Genomic DNA, 20515 nt, shown 5'->3' with positions numbered 1-20515 from the left:
TGCCGTAGACGAATGTTCCGGCCCGCGCCACGCTGGATGCATGCTCACCGCCACGCCTGCCGCGAATCTCGACGCTCTCGCCGGTCTCCGCGCGCAGTTCACGGATGCCTCCGGCTACCTGGCCGCCTGCACCGCCGGGCTGCCGACGCGCGCCACGCGCGACGCGGTGATCGCCGATGTGACCGGACGCCCGGATGTCGCCGACTACAGTCGCGCCGTCGAGGCATCCCGCGCACACTTCGCGGCCCTCGTCGGCGTCGCGACCGACCGCGTGGCGATCGGTTCGCAGACCTCGGTGCAGGTCTCGATCCTCGCGGGCGCCCGCCCGGACGGCGCGGAGGTGCTCGTGCCCGAGCACGAGTTCTCCTCGCTCGTGCTGCCGTTCGTGCATGCGGGCCGCGGCATCCGCGTGCGGTCGGCGCCGCTGGCGGATCTCGCCGACGCCGTCCGCCCGGAGACCGCCCTCGTCGCGTTCTCGCTCGTCCAGTCCGCCTCCGGCGAGGTCGCCGATCTCGATGCGATCTGCGCCGCCGCCGCGCGCGTCGGCGCGCGCACCGTGTGCGACGGGACGCAGGCCGTCGGCTGGATGCCGGTGGATGCCGCGCGCGTCGACGCCCTGCTCTGCCACGCCTACAAGTGGCTCTGCTGCCCGCGCGGCGTCGCCTTCCTGACCCTGAGCTCCGACTACGCGCGCGCCCTCTCGCCGATCCAGGCCGGGTGGTACGCCGGTGCCGACCCGTGGAGCTCCTGCTACGGCGGCGACGCCGATCTCGCCGGCTGCGCGCGCCGCTTCGACGTCTCCCCCGCCTGGCAGGCGTTCGTCGGCGCGGAACCGGCCCTCGCCGCGTTCGCGGCGGCCCCGATCGCCGAGGTGCAGGCGCACGTCACCTCGCTGGCGGCGCGGTTCCGCGCGCGGCTCGGACTGGACGAGCCGCATCGGCCGAGCGCGATCGTCACCTGGCCGGACGCCACGGGCTGCGACCTCGCCCGGCTCACGGCCGCGGGCGTGGTGGCCTCGGGCCGCAACGGCTCCGCGCGGGTCGCGTTCCACGTGTTCAACGACCTGGCGGATGTCGACCTCGCTGCCTCCGCGCTCGGGCGCTGACCATCGAGTCGGCGACGCGGTGTTGCCTCGTTCGTACATATGTACTATACTGAGGCCGGCGCTCGCGACATTCACACGACCGCAAGGATGAGCCGGCAGAGCAACCGGACGTTGAATGATCGACGTCAGGAGTTCGCATGCCAGAGCCACAGCACCCGGATCGGCCGGTTCGTCATTCGGTCGTGTTCCAGGAGGAGAGCGACGCGAGTGCGGACCGACACGGGAGAGAGCCGCACTGGGCGGAGCTGTCCGATCTCGTCTCTCGCGCCGAGGACAATCGTGCGGCGATGGCCCGGTTGCAAGCCGAGCGGGCGGAGGTCTGTGCCGAGGCGCTCGATCTCGTCGCACTCCGCGTCGCGCAGCGTGACGCCGCACACCCTGGGCGCGAGATCGGCGACACCATACCCCTCCGCGAGGTGCTGGCCGAGCTGAGCACCGCGCTCCGCGTCGGGGAGCGCACGGTCTCGTCCTGGCTCGGCGACGGCGCCGCTCTCGTGGGCACCTACCCCGCCACCCTCGCGGCCCTCCGCGACGGGCGTATCGACGAACGGCACGCCTCTTCCCTGATCGACGGCGGCCTCGCCCTCGATCACGCTCTGCGTGCCGAGTATGAAGAGCGCGTCCTCGCGATCGCCGCGACGGAGACGGCCGCCGCCACGCGCGAGTATGCGCGCGTCGTCGCAGCGCGCCTGCAATCCGCCATCGTCGCGCAGGCCCGCGAGCGCGCGCTCGACGACCGCCGGGTGCGCGCGTTCGACCTCGACGACGGGCTCGCCCGGCTCCTTCTCGATGCGCCTGCCGTGCTCGTTCACGGCATCTTCGAACGACTGACCAGCATGGGCATCGCGCAAGGAACCACGGATGGCGCAAATGCCGCGGACGGCGATCTGGCCGACACGCGCACTCTCGATCAGCGCCGCGCCGACCTCGCGTGCGATCTGCTGCTGTGCGGAGCGCCCGCGACGGAGGGCGACGCGGCGCTCGGCGCCATCCGGGCGACGGTGCAGGTCACGATCCCGTGTCTGACGCTCGCGGGCCTCGACGACGATCCCGCGGTGCTCGACGGGCGGGGTCCCCTCGACGGCGACACCGCCCGTCGCCTGGCCGCCGCAGCGACGTCCTGGCATCGCGTGATGACCGATCCCGTGACATCCGAGCCGTTGTGCGTCGACAGTTATCGTCCTTCCGCGCACCTGCGCCGGCTCCTCGCCGCGCGCGACCGGCACTGCCGGTGGCCCGGATGTCGCAGGCCCGTGAAGCGATGCGACATCGACCACATCGTGCCTTTCGAACAGGGCGGCGCGACGTCATCGGCGAACCTCGAAGTGCTCTGCCGTGGGCACCACACCCTCAAGCACGCGTCGCGATGGACGGTCCGCGCGGTCGGCAGCGGGACCCTCGAGTTCGTCTCCCCCACCGGCAGGCGACATCGCACCGACGCGCCGATGATGATCGCAACGACCCCCGTCCGGGACCGCTGGTCGCGATTTCTCGACGCCACGATAAGCCCGGTTGACCCACCGCCGTTCTGAGGAATCGCGGCCCCCTGATCATCGAGCGTGTCTCCGCCGACCGCGGACGAGAGCGCCTGAGAAACTGGTCGGCATGCCGGGCTTTCATCACGTCGAATTGTGGGTCTCCGACCTCGCCGAGGCGCGCGCGGAGTGGGGGTGGCTCCTCCACGAGCTCGGGTTCGAGCGCGAGTCCGAGTGGTCCGAAGGCGAGTCCTGGGGGGCCGGCGGGGCATACCTCACGCTGACGACCTCGCCGAATCTGTCCGGGCCGACCCACGATCGACGTGCGCCGGGTATGAACCATCTCGCGTTTCAGGTGTCGGCGTCCGATCTCGTGGACGCGATCATGGAGCAGGGCGGGCAGCACGGGTGGCGGCCGCTGTACCACGAGCGCTATCCCCATGCCGGAGGCCCCGACTCCTACGCGGGCTGGCTGGAGAACTCGTCCGGCTTCAAGGCAGAGGTCGTCGCGGTGGCTCCGTGACGCAGCGGCCTGACCCCTCAGATCGCGGTGGACGCGCTCGCGCTCGTGCCTGATCGGGCATACGGCGACAGCACCGTCACCGCGACGACGATCACCAGCGCGACCAACGCGAGCCCGCCGTAACCGATCAGGCCGAGCACGACACCGGCCAGCACGGCTCCGACGGCGGCGCTGAACGTCATGATCGTGTCGCTCATGCCCTGTCGGCGCGGGCGCAGCGCCGTCAGCGAACTCTCGGTCAGAAGCGCCGCGCCGGCGACCGTGGCCGCGCTCCAGCCCGCACCCAGCAGGAACAGCGCCACCAGCACGGACCACTGCGAGTCCGGCGCGACCGCCGCGAGGACGAGAGACGCCGCGAGCAGCGCCTGACCGAGAAGGATCGTCGCGATCCGCCCCGCGCGGTCGGCGAGGATGCCGAACAGCGGCGACAGCCCGTACATGCCGAACACGTGCACGGCGATCGTGGTGCCGACGACCGCCGTGACATGATCCGGCGCGAGGTGCGCGAGATGCACCGGCGTCATCGCCATCACCGATGCCATGACGACGTGCGATCCGGCCACCGCGAACATCGCGTAGCGCGCGGCGATCGGCCGGTCGGTGTCGACGATGTGATCGCGCCGAGCCTCGCCGCTGCGCGCCAGGCGCTGCGCGACGAGCAGCGGATCAGGGCGCAACGCGACCAGGTAGAGCGCGAACGCGGCGACCTGCGCGACGATCGAGAACGCGTACGCGCCGGTGAGCGGAGGCATCCCGATCACCCGTCCCAGGGCCTCCCCCGGCGTGAGCAGCAGCGGCCCGACCACGCCGCCGACGGTCGTCGCCCACACGACGACACCCAGGTCTCGCCCACGACGCTCAGCGGGCGCGAGATCGGTGGCGGCGAACCGCGACTGCAGGTTGCCGGCGTTCCCCGCCCCGATGAGGATCACCCCGGCGATGAGCAGCGGGAAGCTGCGCCCAGCCGCCGCAGTGATCACGACGACGATCCCGACGAGCGCGAAGAGGTTGCCGAGGGTCAGCGCGACCCGGCGCCCGCGCCGTGCGGCGAGGCGCGCGAGCGGGATCGCGCAGAACGCTGCGCCGAGGGTGACGGATGCCGTGGCCAGCCCCGAGAGCGATTCCTGCCCCGACACGTCGGCCGCCAGCAGCGCCCCGAGCGACACGGTCGCCCCGAACGCGATTCCGCCCAGCACCTGGCCCGCAGCGAGCACGCGGACCGTACGCCGCTGGAGCGACGCGACGTCTTCGGTCACGCGTTGCGCGCGGTGTTGCGGAGCGTGCCGAGGCCGGTGATCTCGACCTCGACCGTCTGACCGGCCTCGAAGGGGCCGATGCCGGCGGGCGTGCCGGTGAGGATCACATCGCCCGGCAACAGCGTGAACGCGGCGGAGGCGTACGCGATGATCTCGGGCACGGAGTGCACCATGTCCGAGATCGGACCGTCCTGACGGACCTCGCCGTCGACACGCGTGACGATGCGGGCACCGCCGTCGAGGTCGAACTCGGTCTCGATCGCGGGGCCGAGCGGGCAGAAGGTGTCGAACCCCTTCGCCCGCGCCCACTGCCCGTCGCTGCGCTGCAGATCGCGCGCGGTGACGTCGTTGCCGATCGTGTAGCCGAACACGTAGTCGAGCGCGTTCTCCGCGGAGACGTTCTTCGCGACACGACCGATCACGACGGCGAGCTCGCCCTCGAAATCGGTGCGCTCGGACTGCGGCGGGCGCACGATGGCATCCCCCGGGCCGATCACCGCAGTGTTGGGCTTCAGGAACAGCAGCGGCGCGGCCGGTGCCTCGCCGCCCATCTCGGCGGCGTGGTCACGGTAGTTCTTGCCGACGCACACGACCTTCGAGCGCGGGATGACCGGCGCGAGCAGCGCGACATCCGCGAGCCGCACCCGCTCCCCCGTCGTGTCGAATCCGGCGAACAGCGGGTCGCCGGCGAGGACCACCAGCTCCTTCTCGTCGACGATGCCGAAGCGGATCGCCTCCTCATGACTGAAGCGGACGATCTTCACTCGCCGGACTCCGCCCCGGCCCCGGTCCCCGAGCCTGTCGAGGGGTCGTCGAGGCGGACAAGCCACCCGTGGGTGTCTTCGCGACGTCCGTACTGGATGTCGGTGAGCTCGTCGCGCAGCGACTGGGCCAGGGGACCGAGCGGCTGCGCGTCGACGAAGTCGCGGCCCTTGAGCTCGCCGATCGGCGCCACCACGGCGGCCGTTCCACAGGCGAACACCTCGACGATGTCGCCCGAGGCCACGCCCGAGCGCCACTCATCGATCGAGACGGCGCGACCCTGGACCTTGTGGCCACGGTCGGCGGCGAGCTGGAGGATCGAGTCGCGCGTGATGCCCTCGAGGATCGAGTCCGACTGCGGGGTGACGATCGTCCCGTCCTTGTAGACGAAGACCACGTTCATGCCGCCGAGCTCCTCGACGTTGCGATCCTGATCGAGGAAGACGACCTGGTCGCATCCCTCCTCGTAGGCCTCCGCCTGCGGAAGCAGGCTCGCGGCGTAGTTGCCGCCGGTCTTCGCGGCACCCGTGCCGCCCTTGCCGGCGCGTGCGTAGTCCTCGCTCAGCCAGATCGAGACCGGCTTCGCGCCGCCCTTGAAGTACCCGCCCACCGGAGAGGCGATGACGTAGTACCCGACCTTGTTGGCCGGGCGCACGCCCAGGAACGCCTCCTTCGCGAACATGAAGGGGCGCAGGTACAGGCTCTGGTCGGAGCCCGAGGGCACCCACGCGCCATCGACCGCGATGAGCGCCTTGAGCGATTCGATGAAGTACTCCACCGGCAATTCGGGCAGCGCGAGGCGCCGGGCGCTGCGCTGCAGGCGCCGGCCGTTCTGGTCCGGGCGGAAGGTCCAGACCGATCCGTCCGCGTGCCGGTAGGCCTTGATGCCCTCGAAGATCTCCTGCCCGTAGTGCAGCACGGCCGCTGCCGGGTCCAGCGAGAGCGGACCGTAGGGCTGCACGCGCGCGCGGTGCCAGCCGCCGCGCACCGACCAGCAGATGTCGACCATGTGGTCGGTGAACGTGGTGCCGAAGGCCGGGTCGACCAGCAGCTGCTCGCGCTCGGCGGTGGTCTTCGCGGCCAGGTTGCGCGTGACCGAGAACTCCAGAGGAGCGAGTCCGGCGTCGGGTTCGTAGGTGAGGCTCATGTCGTGTCCTGAGGGTGTGATCGGTCGGCGTGGGGTGCGGCCGTTCCAGGCTACGCCTGGACGGCTGCGGCGATGGCGTCGCCGACCTGTGCGGTGGTGCGGGGTGTCGAGCCCCGGTGGGCGATGTCCTCCTCGACGGCGCGGGTGACGCGTGCGGCTTCGCCCGAGAGCCCGAGGTGATCGAGCATGAGAGCGACGGAGAGGATCGCGGCCGTGGGATCGGCCTTCTGCTGGCCCGCGATGTCCGGAGCCGAGCCGTGCACGGGCTCGAACATCGAGGGGAACGCGCCGTCGGGGTTGATGTTCCCCGATGCGGCGAGACCGATGCCTCCGGTGACGGCGCCGGCCAAGTCGGTGAGGATGTCGCCGAAGAGGTTGTCGGTGACGATCACATCGAAGCGACCGGGGTTCGTGACCAGGTAGATCGTGGCCGCGTCGATGTGGACATAGTCTACGGTCACGTCCGGGTGCTCGGATGCCACGGCATCCACGATGCGCTTCCACATCCCGCCCGCGTGGACGAGGACGTTCGTCTTGTGGACGAGCGTCACCTTCTTGCGGCGCTTCTGCGCGACCTCGAACGCGTAGCGGACGACCCGCTCGATGCCGAAGGCGGTGTTCACGCTCGTCTCGTTCGCGACCTCGTGCGCCGTGCCGGTGCGGATCGACCCGCCGTTGCCGACGTACGGACCCTCCGTGCCCTCGCGGACCACGACGAAGTCGATCTCGCCGGGCTCCGCGAGCGGACCGGGAGCCCCCGGATACAGCTTCGAGGGACGCAGATTCACGTAGTGGTCGAGGGAGAAGCGCAGCTTCAGCAGCAGGCCGCGCTCGATGTTCGCGTCCTTCAGCCGCGGGTCGCCGGGCACGCCGCCGACGGCACCGAGGAGGATCGCGTCCTGCGTCGCGATCGCCGCGAGGTCGTCATCGGTCAGGGTGTCGCCGGTCTCGAGGTAGCGCGCCGCGCCGAGGGAGAAGCGCGCCTTGTCGAACGTGACATCGGAGGCCGCAGTCACCGCATCGAGCACCTTCTCGGCCTCGCCGACGACCTCGGGACCGATGCCGTCGCCCGGGATGACGGCCAGCTTGATGACGCGCGACATGGAACTCCTCGAACTCGCGGGAAGGCCGCGCGCCGCCTCAGTGGTCGACGTGCGCGGTGCGGGACCCCTTCAGCGTAGTGGCCGCGATGACCGCCGCGATGGCGACGAGAACCGCCCCGATCACCGCGGTCGTGCCGACACCCGCATCGAACGCGTGGGCCGCGGCCGTGCGCAGGGCGTCCGCGGTGGCGGCGTCGAGCGAGCCCGCAACCGTCATCGCGCCGGCAAGGGTCTCGCGCGCGGCATCCGCGGCGGCTCCCTCGACGCCCGCCGGCAGGACGATCCCGCTCCGGTAGGCGGCCGTGAGGATGCCGCCGAGAACGGCGGTGCCGAGGACGGCTCCGAGCTCGTAGGCGGTCTCCGACACCGCGCTCGCGGCGCCCGCCTTCGCGGGAGGAGCGCTCGCGAGGATCAGCTCGTTGGAGACCGTCTCGGCTGCGCCGATGCCGACCCCGAGGAGCACGAACGCGGCGACCAGGAGCGGCAGCGCCCCCTCGCCCACGGACCCCGGCACCATCAGGTAGGCGATCGCCGAGAACGTGAGCGCCACGGGGACGACGATGCGCGCCGACACGCGCCGGGCGATCGGCACGACGAGCAGGCCCGCCGCGATCATCGCGAGCATCCCCGGAACCAGCGCGAAGCCGGCCTCCATGGGCGACAGGCCGACGATCAGCTGCAGGTGCTGGGCGACGAAGTACAGGAATCCGACGAGCGAGACGACGCTCAGGAGGTTCACGAGCAGCGCTCCGCTGAACGTGCCGCGGCTGAACAGGCGCATATCGAGCATCGGCTGATCGGAGGCGAGCTGCCGGCGCACGAACGCCACGCCGAACCCGACTCCGGCGACGGTCAGGATGACCGGAAGCACGCCGAAGCCGTGCACCGCGACCTCCTTGATCGCGTAGACGATCGGCACCATGGTGAGCATCGACAGCGCGATGCTCAGCGGGTCGATCCGACCCGGCCGCGGATCGCGGCTCTCCGGGACGAGGAGCGGGGCGAAGACGAGGAGGGGCACGAGCACCGGCACCGACATGAGGAACACCGAGCCCCACGCGAAGTGCTCGAGCAGGATCCCGCCGACGATCGGGCCGAGCGCGGCGCCCGCGGAGAACATCGACGCCCAGACGGCGATGGCCATGCGGCGCTGATCGCGATCGGTGAAGATCGACCGCAGCAGAGACAGCGTCGAGGGCATGAGCATCGCGCCGAAGACGCCCATCCCGGCGCGGGCGGCGATCAGCCACGCGGCGCTCGGGGCGAAGGCGGCGAGCACAGAGACCGCGGCGAAGCCGGTCGCTCCGATGAGGAGCATCCGGCGCCGTCCGAAGCGGTCGCCGAGGGTCCCCATCGTGACGAGGAGACCGGCGAGCACGAGCGGGTAGGCGTCGATGATCCAGAGCTGCTGCGCGCTGGACGGGCCCAGGCTGAGTGCGATGTCGGGCAGCGCGAAGCTGAGCACGGTGTTGTCCACCGAGACGAGCAGCACGGGCAGCATGAGCACGACCAGCGCGGCCCAGCCGCGCCAGCCCACGCGCCGTCCCTGAGCGTCGGCGATGCGGAGTTCTTCAGTCAAAGTCATTTGTATACCGTCCAGCCGGTATAGTAACAGATATGAGCCGCCCTCCCCTCGCCCGCGAGAAGGTCCTCGACGCATTCGAGGCGATCCTCGTCGCCGAGGGCGAACGTGCCGCGACGATGGATGCCACGGCGCGCGCCGCGGGCGTCTCCAAGGGCGGCCTGCTCTACCACTTCGCGTCGAAGGAGGCCCTCGAGGCCGGGCTGGTCGAGCGCCTGCAGGTTCTCGTGGACGAGGACGTCGTCGCGATGACGGGCCACCCCGGCGGACCCATCGCGTTCTACCTGCGCTCGTCGGTGATGACGAACGACCCGATCGACCGAGCCATCCTCGCGACCTCTCGCCTCGCCCAGGGCGGCAACGCTCAGGCTGCCGAAGCGCTCCGGGAGGTGCGGGAGAAGTGGGCGGATGCTCTCCGCCCCTACGCCCCCGATGGGGCGGCGCTGGATCTCGTGATGCTCGTGGGCGACGGCCTCTACTTCAACAACGCCCTCTCGGGCGGCTCGATCCCGGGCCCCGTCCCCCGCGGTGACGCCATGGACGCCCTGGTCGCCCTGGTCGAGCGCGCGGTGCGCTGAGGATCAGTCCTCGGTGATCTCGATCTGGCGGAAGAGGTCGGCGCCGACGGCGGTGCGCATCGACTCGAAGATCTCCTCGGGCACCGGCTGGTCGACGGTCAGCACCGACAGGGCCCGGCCGGAGGCATCCGGCTGCGCGACGAAGAGTCCGGCGATGTTGATGCCGGCCTCGCCGAGCTTCTGACCGTAGATCGCGACGATGCCGGGGCGATCGGCGTAGCGCATGACGAGGTGATGCTGCTCGATGGGCACCTCGATCTCGTACCCGTTGATCCCGACGATCTTCGGCACCATCCGCGTGCCGGCGAGGGTGCCCGCGACCGTGAGGACCGTCCCGTCGGACAGCGTGCCGCGCAGGATCGTGATGTTGCGGTACAGCGGGCTGTCGGCCTCGACGATCAGACGGGTCTCGATTCCGCGCTGCTCCGCGAACAGGGGCGCGTTCACGTACGAGACGTTCTCACTGACGATCTTCGAGAGGATGCCCTTGAGGGCGGCAAGGCGGTACACGCTCACGTCGTAGGCGGCCAGCTCGCCCCGCACCTCGATGTCGAGGCTCGTGAGGGCGCTCGCGGCCAGAGCGGAGAACACCTGGCCGAGCTGCTCGACGAGCGCGATGCCGGGGCGCACGAACGGGTCGATGACGCCGCCGGCGACGTTGACCGCGTCGGGCACGAGGTCGCCCTCGAGAGCGAGCTTGACCGAGCGAGCCACCGAGATGCCGGCCTTCTCCTGCGCCTCGTCGGTCGAGGCGCCCAGGTGCGGCGTCACGACGACGTTCGGCAGCGACAGCAGCGGGAAGGCGGTGCCGTCCTGCTTCGGGGGCTCCGACGTGAACACGTCGAGACCCGCGCCGGCGATCTCGCCCGTCGTGAGGGCCGTGAACAGCGCCTCCTCGTCGATCAGGCCGCCGCGGGCGACGTTCACGACGTAGGCGGTCGGCTTCATGATGGCGAACTGCTCGGCGCCGATCATGCCGGTCGTCTCCGGCGTCTTGGGCATGTGGATCGTGACGAAGTCGCTCTGCGCGAGGAGGTCCTCGAGGCTCAGCAGCGTGACGCCGAGCTGCTGCGCCCGCGCGGGAGTGACATACGGGTCGTACGCGACGACCGTCACGCCGAACCCCTGCAGACGGGCGGCGATGAGGGCGCCGATCCGACCGAGGCCGACGATGCCGACGGTCTTCTCGAAGAGCTCGGTCCCCGTGAAGGAGCTGCGCTTCCACGCGCCGGCGGCGAGGGAGGAATGCGCGGCCGGGATGTGGCGGGCGAGGCTCAGGATGTGCCCGACGGTGAGCTCGGCGGCGGAGATGATGTTGGAGGTCGGGGCGTTGACGACCATGACGCCGGCGGCCGTCGCCGCCTTGATGTCGACGTTGTCGAGGCCGACGCCCGCGCGGGCGACGACCTTCAGCCGGGATGCCGCGGCGATGGCCTCGGCATCCACCTTCGTCGCCGACCGCACGAGGATCGCGTCGGAGTCCGCGATCGCCGAGAGGAGCGCGGGACGGTCGGTGCCGTCCACGGTCCGGATCTCGAAATCGGGCCCGAGGGCGTCGATCGTGGCGGGAGAGAGTTCTTCGGCGATGAGGACGACGGGCTTGGACACGGCGGCAGAACCTTTGCGAAGGGATCGGTGGAAGGATGCCAGCCTACCGGGGGCGCGGAGCCGCCGATGACCGTATGACGGGCGAGGTCGCCGCGCTCAGCCGAGCAGCGCGGCGCCGTTCGTCACGCTGTACGCGACGACGTTGAGCCAGAACACCGCGACGATGCACAGGCCTGCGAGGAGGGTGAGGGACAGCTCTCCCCACGTGCGGCGCCAGCCGATCGCGAATGCCACGCCGAAGGCGACGAGGGGGAACAGGACGGCGGCGAGGAGGATCGCCCAGCCGGCGCCGTTCAGTCCCAGAGGGCCGGTGGCCTGCGAGATGAGGAACGCCACCGCGTTCCATACCGCGTAGGCGTAGAACAGTCCGAAGAAGACCGAGAGGGCGACGATCACCCAGGTCGGCAGCGCGCGCGGGCGCGCCGGGCGGGGCGTCGGCGTCGCGGTCGCACCGGACTCGGAGGTCATGACGCCACCGTCCCGACAGCGCCCACCATGACGAACGGCCATGGGACGAGCAGGACGAGACCGGCCACGAGGCACGAGATCCGCACCCACGCCTTCGCGCTCCGCGTGAGGACGTAGGCGGTGCCGAACCAGACCACGGGGGCGATGACGGCGAGCCAGAACGCCGCCTGGTAGCCGACGGGGCTCACGAGGTACTGCGCGGTCCCCTGCAGCCGGATCCCCCCGACGATCCAGCCGATGGTGAAGAGGAGGTAGACGCCCGCGAGCACGCCCAGCGCGAGGAGCGCTGCGGTGGACAGCGGCTCGCGCTCCCCCGGCATGACGACCGATCCGTCGGCCTCGATCCGTCCGACGCTCGCGCTGTCCTTGCCGACCGCGGTGAACCCGTCCGGCAGCGCGACCGGCTCAGCGGCCGGATCGTCGCGCGGAGCAGCGGGCGCGGCGGGTGCAGCCGCACCCACGTCGAGGGTGGGGTCGTCGTCCCCCTCCCAGCGGAGGGCGTCGTCGTCGCGTCCGGACATCACGCGCTCAGCGTAGCGCGCTCAGCGGGCCGCGTCCGCGACTGCGGCGACGGCAGCGCGGACCGCCTCCGGGTCGGTGACGTCGTAGCCGGGCGTCCCGCCGCCCGGGCCCGAGGGGTCTTCGGCCCCCGCCCGGCCGCGCGCGGAGAGGTGCACGGCGTCGACGCCGGTCGCGACGATCGCGGGGATGTCCTCGGCGCGGATGCCGCCACCCGCCATGATCTCGACCTCCCCGCTCTCCCGGGCCAGGCGCGTGAGGGTCTCGAGCCCGTCGATCGACCTCGCCGCTCCACCGGACGTGAGAATGCGATCGACGCCGATCTCCCGCAGCTGCGCCAGCACGGCGAGGATGTCCGGCGTCGCATCGATCGCGCGGTGGAAGACGAGCGTCGCCGCGCCCGCGGCATCCCGCCAGCGCGCCACGGCGTCGAGATCGGCGCGCCCCTCCGCAGTGAGCGCGCCGATGACGACGCCTCCCGCGCCGTGGCGGACGGAGGCGGCGATGTCGGCCTGGACCAGGGCGATCTCCTCCGCCGAATAGACGAATCCGCCGCCGCGGGGGCGGACGAGGACGTTCACCCGGTCTCCCCCGACCGCCTCCGCCGCGGCCTCGATGAGGCCCAGCGAGGGTGTGAGACCACCCATCGCAAGCGCCTGGCACAGCTCGAGGCGATCCGCGCCGGCGGCGATCGCCGCTCGCGCTCCGGCGGGGTCCTGGACGGCGATCTCGAGCGCGACGGTCATACCCGCCACGCTAGCAAAGCGCCGGATCGGCGACGGGCCGGATCAGCAAAGGCGAGGGCCCGACCCCCTGGTGTGGGGTCGGGCCCTCTGGCTGTGACAGCCGTTCTCGGCGGGTGCGCCGAGAGTCTTCGTCAGCGTGCGGCCGAACCTTCGGTGTAGTCGCTGTCCTGCTGCTTCCACGCGAAGAGCGAGCGCAGCTCCTTGCCGGTCTTCTCGATCGGGTGCGACGCCTCCTTCTCGCGGAGCGAGAGGAACTCGGGCGCGCCGGCATCCTGGTCGTCGATGAAGCGCTTGGCGAACGCGCCGGACTGGATGTCGGCGAGGACGGCCTTCATGTCCTCCTTGACCTCCGGGGCGATGACGCGGGGACCGGAGACGTAGTCGCCGTACTCGGCCGTGTCGGAGATCGACCAGCGCTGCTTGGCGATACCGCCCTCCCACATCAGGTCGACGATGAGCTTCAGCTCGTGGAGCACCTCGAAGTAGGCGATCTCGGGCTGGTAGCCCGCCTCGGTGAGGGTCTCGAAGCCGTACTGGACGAGGTGGCTCATGCCGCCGCAGAGGACGGCCTGCTCCCCGAACAGGTCGGTCTCGGTCTCCTCGGTGAAGGTCGTCTTGATGACGCCGGCGCGCGTGCCGCCGATCGCCTTCGCGTACGAGAGCGCGGTCGCCCAGGCGGTGCCCGAGGCATCCTTCTCGACGGCGATGATGTCGGGGATGCCGCGGCCGGCGACGAACTCGCGGCGCACCGTGTGACCCGGAGCCTTCGGGGCGACCAGGATCACGTCGACACCCTCGGGAGTGTCGATGTAGCCGAAGCGGATGTTGAAGCCGTGCGCGAACGCGAGCGTCTTGCCCTCGCTGAGGTTCGGGGCGATCGACTCGCTGTAGATGCCGCGCTGGTGCTGATCGGGCGCGAGCACCATGATCAGGTCCGCCCACTGCGTGGCGTCGGCGACGCTCTTGACCTCGAAGCCGTCCTCCTGGGCCTTCGCGGCGGACTTCGAGCCGTCCTTGAGGGCGATGACGACCTCGACGCCGGAGTCGCGGAGGTTCTGCGCGTGGGCGTGGCCCTGCGAGCCGTAGCCGACGATCGCGACCTTCTTGCCCTGGATGATGGACAGGTCGGCGTCGGCGTCGTAGAAGATCTCAGCCATGGTGTGTGTTTCTCCTTGATTGGGAAGGTGAGTGTCCAGGACACGCGGGGAGTCTGGGGCGAGGATCCGCGTGTCGTGGACACTCGCCGGGGTGTAGTCGGGTGGAGTGGCGTCAGCTGCGGAGGACCCGCTCGGTGATCGACTTGCCGCCACGGCCGATGGCGACCATGCCGGATTGGGCGAGCTCCTTGACGCCGAACGGCTCCAGTGCGCGCAGGATCGCGTCGACCTTGCCGCGGTCGCCGGTCACCTCGACGACCACCGCGTCACTCGCGTAGTCGACGATCGAGGCGCGGAACAGGTTCACGACCTCCAAGACGTTCGAGCGCGTCTGGTTGTCGGCGCGCACCTTGATCAGCATGTGCTCGCGCTGGACGGATGCCGCGTAATCGAGCTCGACGATCTTGATGACGTTCACGAGCTTGTTCAGCTGCTTGGTCACCTGCTCGAGCGGAAGGCCCTCGACGTCGACGACGACCGTGATGCGGGACAGTCCCGGCACCTCGGTGACGCCCACCGCGAGGGATTCGATGTTGAAGCCGCGCCGGGCGAACAGCCCCGCCACTCGGGTCAGAAGGCCCGGCTTGTCCTCGACCAGGAGGCTCAGAACGTGCTTGCTCATGATCAGTCCTCCTGGTCGAAGCTCGGCGCGTGCTGGCGCGCGTACTGGACGAAACTGTTGCTGACGCCCTGCGGCACCATCGGCCACACCATCGCGTCGGCCGAGACGACGAAGTCGATCACGACCGGGCGGTCGTTCGTCTTCAGCGCGAGCTCGATGGCCGCATCCACGTCCTCCGCCTTCTCGACGCGGATGCCGAGGCATCCGTACGCCTCGGCGAGCTTCACGAAGTCGGGGATGCGCCGTGTGCCGTGCCCCGTGTTCAGGTCGGTGTTGGAATGGCGTCCGGCGAAGAACAGCGTCTGCCACTGGCGCACCATGCCCAGGCTGGAGTTGTTGATGATCGCGACCTTGATCGGGATCTCGTTGATGACGCAGGTCGCGAGCTCCTGGTTGGTCATCTGGAAGCACCCGTCGCCGTCGATCGCCCAGACGACACGGTCGGGTTCGGCGACCTTCGCGCCCATCGCCGCGGGCACCGAGTAGCCCATCGTCCCGGCGCCGCCGGAGTTGAGCCACGAGTTCGGCCGCTCGTAGGAGATGAACTGCGCCGCCCACATCTGGTGCTGGCCGACGCCCGCCGCGTAGACGGCCTCCGGGCCGGAGAGCTCGCCGATGCGCTTGATCACGTACTGCGGCGCGAGCAGGCCGTCCTCGGGCTCGGTGTACCCGAGGGGGAACTCCTGGCGCAGTCCGTCGAGGTAGGACCACCACTCCGAGATGTCCGGCGTGTGCTCTGCGCGCGCCGGGTGGAACGCGGCATCCAGGTCGACGAGCACCTCTTTGAGGTCACCCACGATCGGCACGTCGGCCGTGCGGATCTTGGAGATCTCCGCGGGGTCGATGTCGACGTGCACGATCTTCGCGTTCGGGGCGAACAGCTCCGCCTTGCCGGTGACGCGGTCATCGAACCGCGCTCCGAGCGCCACGATGAGGTCGGACTCCTGCAGCGCGAGCACGGCGGGAACGGTGCCGTGCATGCCGGGCATGCCGAGGTTCTGCGTGTGCGAGTCGGGGAACGCGCCGCGCGCCATCAGCGTCGTGACGACGGGCGCCCCGGTCGCCTCGGCGAAAGCCAGCAGCTCCGCCGACGCGCCGGCGCGGATGACGCCGCCGCCGACGTAGAGCACGGGCTTGGCGGACGTGGCGATCAGCTGGGCGGCAGCCTGGATCTGCTTGCCGTGCGCCTTCGTCACCGGACGGTACCCGGGCAGGTCGATCTTGGGCGGCCAGACGAACGGCGCGGATGCCTGCTGGGCATCCTTGGTGATGTCCACGAGCACGGGGCCGGGTCGCCCCGTCGAGGCGATCTCGAACGCCGCGGCGATCGCACCGGGGATCTCCTCGGCGCGCTTGACCAGGAAGGAGTGCTTGGTGATCGGCATGGTGATGCCGACGATGTCGGCCTCCTGGAAGGCGTCGGTGCCCATCAGGTGGCTGAAGACCTGGCCGGTGATGCAGACGATGGGGACGGAGTCCATGTAGGCGTCGGCGATCGCGGTGACGAGGTTCGTCGCTCCCGGGCCGGACGTCGCGATCGCGACGCCGGTGCGCCCCGTGGCGGCGGCGTAGCCCTCGGCGGCGTGACCGGCGCCCTGCTCGTGGCGGACGAGGATGTGACGGACCTTCTCATCGTCCATGAGCGGGTCGTAGACGGGCATGATCGCGCCGCCGGGGAGACCGAAGACGTCGGTGACGCCGAGGAGGTCGAGTGTGCGCACGACGGCCTGCGCGCCGGTGATCGAGGGGGACGCGGCGGATGTTCCGCGCGCGGGCGGCCGGGGCACGGCCGCAGCGGTGTCGAGTGACATGTGGGAGACCTCGGTGATCGTGGATGCGAAGAAGAAGCGGGCCTAGCCCGTCGTCGCGCCCTCCGCAGCGGAGCGCACGAGTTTCGAGTACTTGGCCAGAACGCCACGGGTATAGCGCGGGGGAAGGGGCTCCCAGCCGTCCCGGCGGGAGCTCAGCTCTGCCTCGTCGACGAGTAGGTCGAGGGTGCGAGCCGCGATATCGACCCGTATCAGATCACCATCGCGCACGAAGGCGATGGGACCAGCGTCCACCGCTTCGGGTGCTATGTGGCCGATGCACAGGCCGGTTGTGCCGCCTGAGAATCGTCCGTCCGTCAACAGTAGTACATCTTTTCCGAGCCCCGCGCCCTTGATGGCGGCGGTGATCGCGAGCATCTCGCGCATTCCCGGGCCGCCCTTGGGGCCCTCGTAGCGGATGACGATGACATCCCCCGCGTCGATCGCACCGGCCTCCAGTGCGTCCATCGCGGCGCGCTCGCGCTCGAAGACGCGGGCCGGACCCTCGAACACCGAGGCGTCGAAGCCCGCGGTCTTCACGACCGCACCCTCGGGCGCCAGGGAGCCGTGCAGGATCGTGATGCCGCCCGTCGCGTGGATCGGGTTGTCGAAGGAGTGGATCACCGTGCCGTCGACGGGATCCGGGTTCAGCGCCTCCAGGTTCTCGGCGAGCGTTTTGCCGGTGACGGTCAGGGCGTCGCCGTGGAGGAGTCCCTCATCGAGCATGGCCTTCATGATGACCGGGATGCCGCCGTGCCGGTCGACGTCGTTCATGACGTACTTCCCGAACGGCTTCATGTCGGCCACGTGCGGAACCTTGTCGCCGATGCGGTTGAAGTCGGTGAGGCTGAGCTCCACCTCCGCCTCGCGCGCGATCGCCAGGAGGTGCAGGACCACGTTCGTCGAGCCGCCGAGGGCCATCGCGAGCGCGATCGCGTTCTCGAACGCCTGCGGCGTGAGGATGTCGCGCGTCGTGATGCCCTGGCGGAGCAGCTCGACGACGGCCTCGCCCGAGCGGTGCGCGAAGTAGTCGCGCCGACGGTCGGCCGAGGGCGGCGCGGCCGAGCCCGGCAGCGAGAGCCCGAGGGCCTCGGCGACCGACGCCATGGTGTTCGCCGTGTACATTCCACCGCAGGCGCCCTCGCCGGGGGCGATCGCGCACTCGATGCGCTTGAGGTCCGCCTCGCTCATCTTGCCCGCCAGACACGCGCCGACGGCCTCGAACGAGTCGATGATCGTCACGTCCTTCTCAGTGCCGTCCGAGAGCTTCACCCAGCCCGGCGCGATCGAGCCGGCGTAGAGGAAGACGCTCGACAGGTCGAGGCGGGCGGATGCCATGAGCATCCCCGGGATCGACTTGTCGCAGCCGGCGAGGAGCACGGTGCCGTCGAGGCGCTCGGCCATGACCACCGTCTCCACGGAATCGGCGATGACCTCGCGGGAGACGAGCGAGAAGTGCATGCCCTCGTGGCCCATCGAGATGCCGTCCGAGACGGAGATGGTGCCGAACTGCAGCGGGTATCCGCCGCCGGCGTGCACGCCCTCCTTCGCGCCCTGCGCGAGCCGGTCGAGGCTGAGGTTGCAGGGAGTGATCTCGTTCCAGCTCGATGCGATGCCGATCTGGGGCTTGTCCCAGTCCTCGTCGCCCATGCCGACGGCCCGCAGCATGCCGCGGGAGGTCGTCGCCTCGATGCCGTCGGTGACGGCGCGGGAGCGGGGCTTGATGTCGACGGTGGCGCTGGTGTCGTCGCGGGAAGGCATTCTCGCAGTCTATTCCCGCCGGTGGGCGCGCTCGTGTGCGAGGCGCACAAGCATCGCGGCGAGTTGTGGGATGCCCTCCACACGGACCCGCGCGTGAGTGGAGCCGGTCCCGACGTGCACGCCGACGTCGCCGGGCTGGAGTGCACCCAGCGCGTCCTCGTCGGTCACGTCATCCCCCGCGAAGAGCACCGCGCTCGCGCCGGTGCGCTCCCGCAGCCATGCCACGGCGGCATCCTTGCCCTCGGCGCGGAAGGCGTACTCGACGATGTGGTGTCCCTCCCGACGGCGCCAAGTGGGTGCCTCGCGCGCCATCAGCGCGTCGACGCGCGCGTGCAGGTCCGCGCGATCCGCCTCCGCCACGACGCGTGAGGGGACGGCGAAGCCGTACGACTTCGGCTCGATCCAGGCGTTCGGGATGTCGGCGACCAGCTCCTCCGCTGCCGCGCGCAGGCGGTCCCGAAGGGCCCGCTCCGACGCGGTCGGCCCGTCCCCCGCGGTCCCTCCGGGCACCCAGTGCTCGGCGCCGTGGGACCCCGCGAGGAGGATCGGCGAATCGTCGCGATGCTCGGCGATGATGCGTAGGTCCCCGAGGCTGCGACCGGACACGAGCGCGACGGATGTCTGCGGAACCGCGATCAGGGCGTCGAGGGCCTCCCGAGACTCCGGCAGCATCCGCGCATCCATCGGCTCGTCGATGAGCGGCGAGAGCGTTCCGTCGAAATCGAGCGCCACGAGAAGGTGACGCGTGTCAGCGAGACGGGCGACGGCATCGTCGGGGCTGAGGCTCGCGCTCGTGCTCACGAGGTGGCCGCCTCGCCGCTGCGGAGCGCCAGGTCGCCGAGGAAGGAGCGCGACCAGTCGGAGACGTCGTGATCGCGGACGCGGCGGCGGAGCGCCCTCATGCGTCGGCGGCGCTCGGCCTCGGGCATCTCGATCGCGGCCGTGATGGCATCCTTCAGACCGGCGATGTCGTGCGGGTTCACCCGCACCGCCTGGGTCAGCTCGTCGGCCGCCCCGGTGAACTCGCTGAGGATGAGGACGCCTCCCCCATCGACGCGACTGGCGATGTACTCCTTGGCGACGAGGTTCATCCCGTCGCGGAGCGCCGTGACGAGCATGACGTCGGCGGCGAGGTAGAGCGCCACCATCTCCTCGCGCGGGTACGAGTGATGGAGGTACCGGATCGCCGTGTGCCCGACGGTGTCGTAGTCGCCGTTGATCCGACCGACGGTGAGCTCGATCTCGTCGCGCAGCTGCATGTAGGCCGCGACGCGCTCACGGCTCGGACTCGCGACCTGCACGAGAGTGACGTCCTCGACGTCCAGTCGGCCGTCGGCGAGCAGTTCGCCGTACGCCTTCAGGCGATGACCGATGCCCTTGGTGTAGTCGAGCCGGTCGACCCCGAACAGCACCGTCTTCGGATTGCCGAGGCTCTCGCGGATCTCCTTCGCCCGAGCCTGCACGTCCGGGCGCCGGGCGAGCTCGTCGTACGCCGCCACGTCGATGGAGATCGGGTAGGCCTTCGCGATCGCCGTACGCGTGCCGCCGCCCTCCGCCTCGGTCCTCGGCACCTTGATGGAGCCCGCCTTGGTCTCATACCCCAGCTGACGCCGAACCGCGCGGGCGAAGTTGCCGGCATCCGCCACCCTCTGGAAGCCGATGACATCGGCGCCGAGCAGGCCGGAGAGGACCTGCTTCCGCCACGGGAGCTGGGCGTAGAGGCCGTATGCGGGGAACGGGATGTGGTGGAAGTAGCCGATCGTCACATCGGGCCGAAGCTCTCGTAGCAAGCTCGGGACGAGCTGCAGCTGGTAGTCCTGCACCCACACCGTCGCGCCCTCGGCCGCGACCGAGGCCGCGGCCTCGGCGAACCGCCGGTTGACCCGGACATACGCGTCCCACCACTCACGGTGGTAGGCCGGCGGTGAGATCACGTCGTGGTAGAGGGGCCAGATGGTGTCGTTCGAGAAGCCCTCGTAGTACAGCTCCACATCCTCTTCGCTGAGGACGACGGGAACGAGCGCCATGCCGTCGAAGGTGAACGGCTCGATCTCCGCACCCGGTTGGCCGGGCCACCCGACCCAGGCGCCGCCGCTCTGCTGGAGCACCGGTTCGAGGGCGGCGACCAGTCCTCCGGGCGAGCGGCGCCAGTCGTCGTCCTCGGCGGAGCGGTCCACCGGGAGTCGGTTGGAGACGACGACGAGATCCGCCGTCGTCGTCGCGTGATCGCTGTGCGTCGTCGCGTGGTCGCTCTGCGCGCTCATGGCGCTCCTCTCGGCGGGGGTCGTTCCAGGC

The 20515-nt window shown here is 70.5% G+C and carries 19 protein-coding genes; 4 read left to right on the top strand and 15 right to left on the bottom strand.

The window, feature by feature from the left end; all coding sequences use genetic code 11:
- The first annotated feature begins 40 nt into the window (after positions 1–40).
- The 3 genes from J0P97_RS05070 to J0P97_RS05060 all read left to right on the top strand — a co-directional run bounded on the left by J0P97_RS05070 (position 41) and on the right by J0P97_RS05060 (position 3103).
- Entirely contained in the window at positions 41–1105 is a 1065-nt protein-coding gene (locus J0P97_RS05070; protein WP_215486678.1) for an aminotransferase class V-fold PLP-dependent enzyme, read from the top strand.
- A gap of 137 nt (positions 1106–1242) precedes the next feature.
- Positions 1243–2637 carry an HNH endonuclease signature motif containing protein gene (locus tag J0P97_RS05065; protein WP_215486677.1) on the top strand — a complete coding sequence of 465 codons (1395 nt, stop codon included), beginning with the start codon at positions 1243–1245 and terminating at the stop codon, positions 2635–2637.
- 73 nt (positions 2638–2710) lie between these two features.
- Complete coding sequence (locus tag J0P97_RS05060) at positions 2711–3103, top strand: VOC family protein (protein ID WP_215486676.1); 393 nt, start codon at positions 2711–2713, stop codon at positions 3101–3103.
- A 17-nt stretch (positions 3104–3120) separates the two neighbouring features.
- Here J0P97_RS05060 and J0P97_RS05055 read toward each other — a convergent pair whose 3' ends face one another.
- From J0P97_RS05055 to J0P97_RS05035, 5 genes are read right to left on the bottom strand one after another with little or no spacing between them, the layout of a single operon-like run.
- On the bottom strand, positions 3121–4359 hold the full coding sequence (locus tag J0P97_RS05055; RefSeq protein ID WP_215486675.1) for an MFS transporter: 1239 nt from the start codon (positions 4357–4359) through the stop codon (positions 3121–3123).
- Positions 4356–5123, bottom strand: a complete 768-nt coding sequence (locus J0P97_RS05050) for a fumarylacetoacetate hydrolase family protein (protein ID WP_215486674.1) — start codon at positions 5121–5123, stop codon at positions 4356–4358. The genes J0P97_RS05055 and J0P97_RS05050 overlap by 4 nt, the downstream gene beginning before the upstream one ends.
- Positions 5120–6268, bottom strand: coding sequence for a branched-chain amino acid aminotransferase (locus J0P97_RS05045; RefSeq protein ID WP_215486673.1), 1149 nt, complete (start codon positions 6266–6268; stop codon positions 5120–5122). The genes J0P97_RS05050 and J0P97_RS05045 overlap by 4 nt, the downstream gene beginning before the upstream one ends.
- A gap of 50 nt (positions 6269–6318) precedes the next feature.
- Positions 6319–7371 (bottom strand): 3-isopropylmalate dehydrogenase, encoded by a 1053-nt coding sequence (locus J0P97_RS05040; protein ID WP_215486672.1) that lies wholly within the window; start codon positions 7369–7371, stop codon positions 6319–6321.
- A gap of 37 nt (positions 7372–7408) precedes the next feature.
- Positions 7409–8956, bottom strand: a complete 1548-nt coding sequence (locus J0P97_RS05035) for an MFS transporter (protein WP_215486671.1) — start codon at positions 8954–8956, stop codon at positions 7409–7411.
- Between the two features lie 32 nt (positions 8957–8988).
- Between J0P97_RS05035 and J0P97_RS05030 the strand changes: the two genes are divergently transcribed.
- Complete coding sequence (locus tag J0P97_RS05030) at positions 8989–9531, top strand: TetR/AcrR family transcriptional regulator (RefSeq protein WP_215486670.1); 543 nt, start codon at positions 8989–8991, stop codon at positions 9529–9531.
- A gap of 3 nt (positions 9532–9534) precedes the next feature.
- On the opposite strand, the gene serA is transcribed toward J0P97_RS05030, so the two are convergent.
- The 10 genes from serA to otsA form a co-directional block, all read right to left on the bottom strand.
- Positions 9535–11139: a phosphoglycerate dehydrogenase gene (serA, locus tag J0P97_RS05025; protein ID WP_215486669.1), complete on the bottom strand. Its 1605-nt coding sequence runs from the start codon at positions 11137–11139 to the stop codon at positions 9535–9537.
- 96 nt (positions 11140–11235) lie between these two features.
- Complete coding sequence (locus tag J0P97_RS05020) at positions 11236–11607, bottom strand: bacitracin resistance protein (protein ID WP_215486668.1); 372 nt, start codon at positions 11605–11607, stop codon at positions 11236–11238.
- The gene (locus J0P97_RS05015; protein WP_246539827.1) at positions 11604–12128 is read right to left on the bottom strand and encodes a DNA polymerase III subunit gamma/tau; all 525 of its coding nucleotides are present in this window, start codon (positions 12126–12128) and stop codon (positions 11604–11606) included. The genes J0P97_RS05020 and J0P97_RS05015 overlap by 4 nt, the downstream gene beginning before the upstream one ends.
- Positions 12129–12149: 21 nt before the next feature.
- Positions 12150–12872 carry a copper homeostasis protein CutC gene (locus J0P97_RS05010; RefSeq protein WP_215486666.1) on the bottom strand — a complete coding sequence of 241 codons (723 nt, stop codon included), beginning with the start codon at positions 12870–12872 and terminating at the stop codon, positions 12150–12152.
- Between the two features lie 131 nt (positions 12873–13003).
- The gene (ilvC, locus tag J0P97_RS05005; protein ID WP_215486665.1) at positions 13004–14029 is read right to left on the bottom strand and encodes a ketol-acid reductoisomerase; all 1026 of its coding nucleotides are present in this window, start codon (positions 14027–14029) and stop codon (positions 13004–13006) included.
- 112 nt (positions 14030–14141) lie between these two features.
- Positions 14142–14651 carry an acetolactate synthase small subunit gene (ilvN, locus tag J0P97_RS05000; RefSeq protein ID WP_215486664.1) on the bottom strand — a complete coding sequence of 170 codons (510 nt, stop codon included), beginning with the start codon at positions 14649–14651 and terminating at the stop codon, positions 14142–14144.
- Between the two features lie 2 nt (positions 14652–14653).
- Positions 14654–16462: an acetolactate synthase large subunit gene (locus J0P97_RS04995; RefSeq protein WP_215486663.1), complete on the bottom strand. Its 1809-nt coding sequence runs from the start codon at positions 16460–16462 to the stop codon at positions 14654–14656.
- A 42-nt stretch (positions 16463–16504) separates the two neighbouring features.
- Positions 16505–18220 carry a dihydroxy-acid dehydratase gene (ilvD, locus tag J0P97_RS04990; RefSeq protein WP_215486662.1) on the bottom strand — a complete coding sequence of 572 codons (1716 nt, stop codon included), beginning with the start codon at positions 18218–18220 and terminating at the stop codon, positions 16505–16507.
- A gap of 9 nt (positions 18221–18229) precedes the next feature.
- A complete protein-coding gene (otsB, locus tag J0P97_RS04985) occupies positions 18230–19021 on the bottom strand; it encodes a trehalose-phosphatase (RefSeq protein ID WP_215486661.1) in 792 nt (263 codons plus the stop codon).
- Complete coding sequence (gene otsA / locus J0P97_RS04980) at positions 19018–20484, bottom strand: alpha,alpha-trehalose-phosphate synthase (UDP-forming) (RefSeq protein ID WP_215486660.1); 1467 nt, start codon at positions 20482–20484, stop codon at positions 19018–19020. Before otsA ends, otsB begins: the two co-directional genes overlap by 4 nt.
- Positions 20485–20515 lie beyond the last annotated feature (31 nt).

Source organism: Microbacterium flavum (assembly GCF_018717645.1).
GTDB classification, from domain to species: domain Bacteria; phylum Actinomycetota; class Actinomycetes; order Actinomycetales; family Microbacteriaceae; genus Microbacterium; species Microbacterium flavum.
The sequence above is the reverse complement of the archived record's forward strand: the minus strand, read 5'-3'. Positions and strand labels throughout refer to the sequence as shown.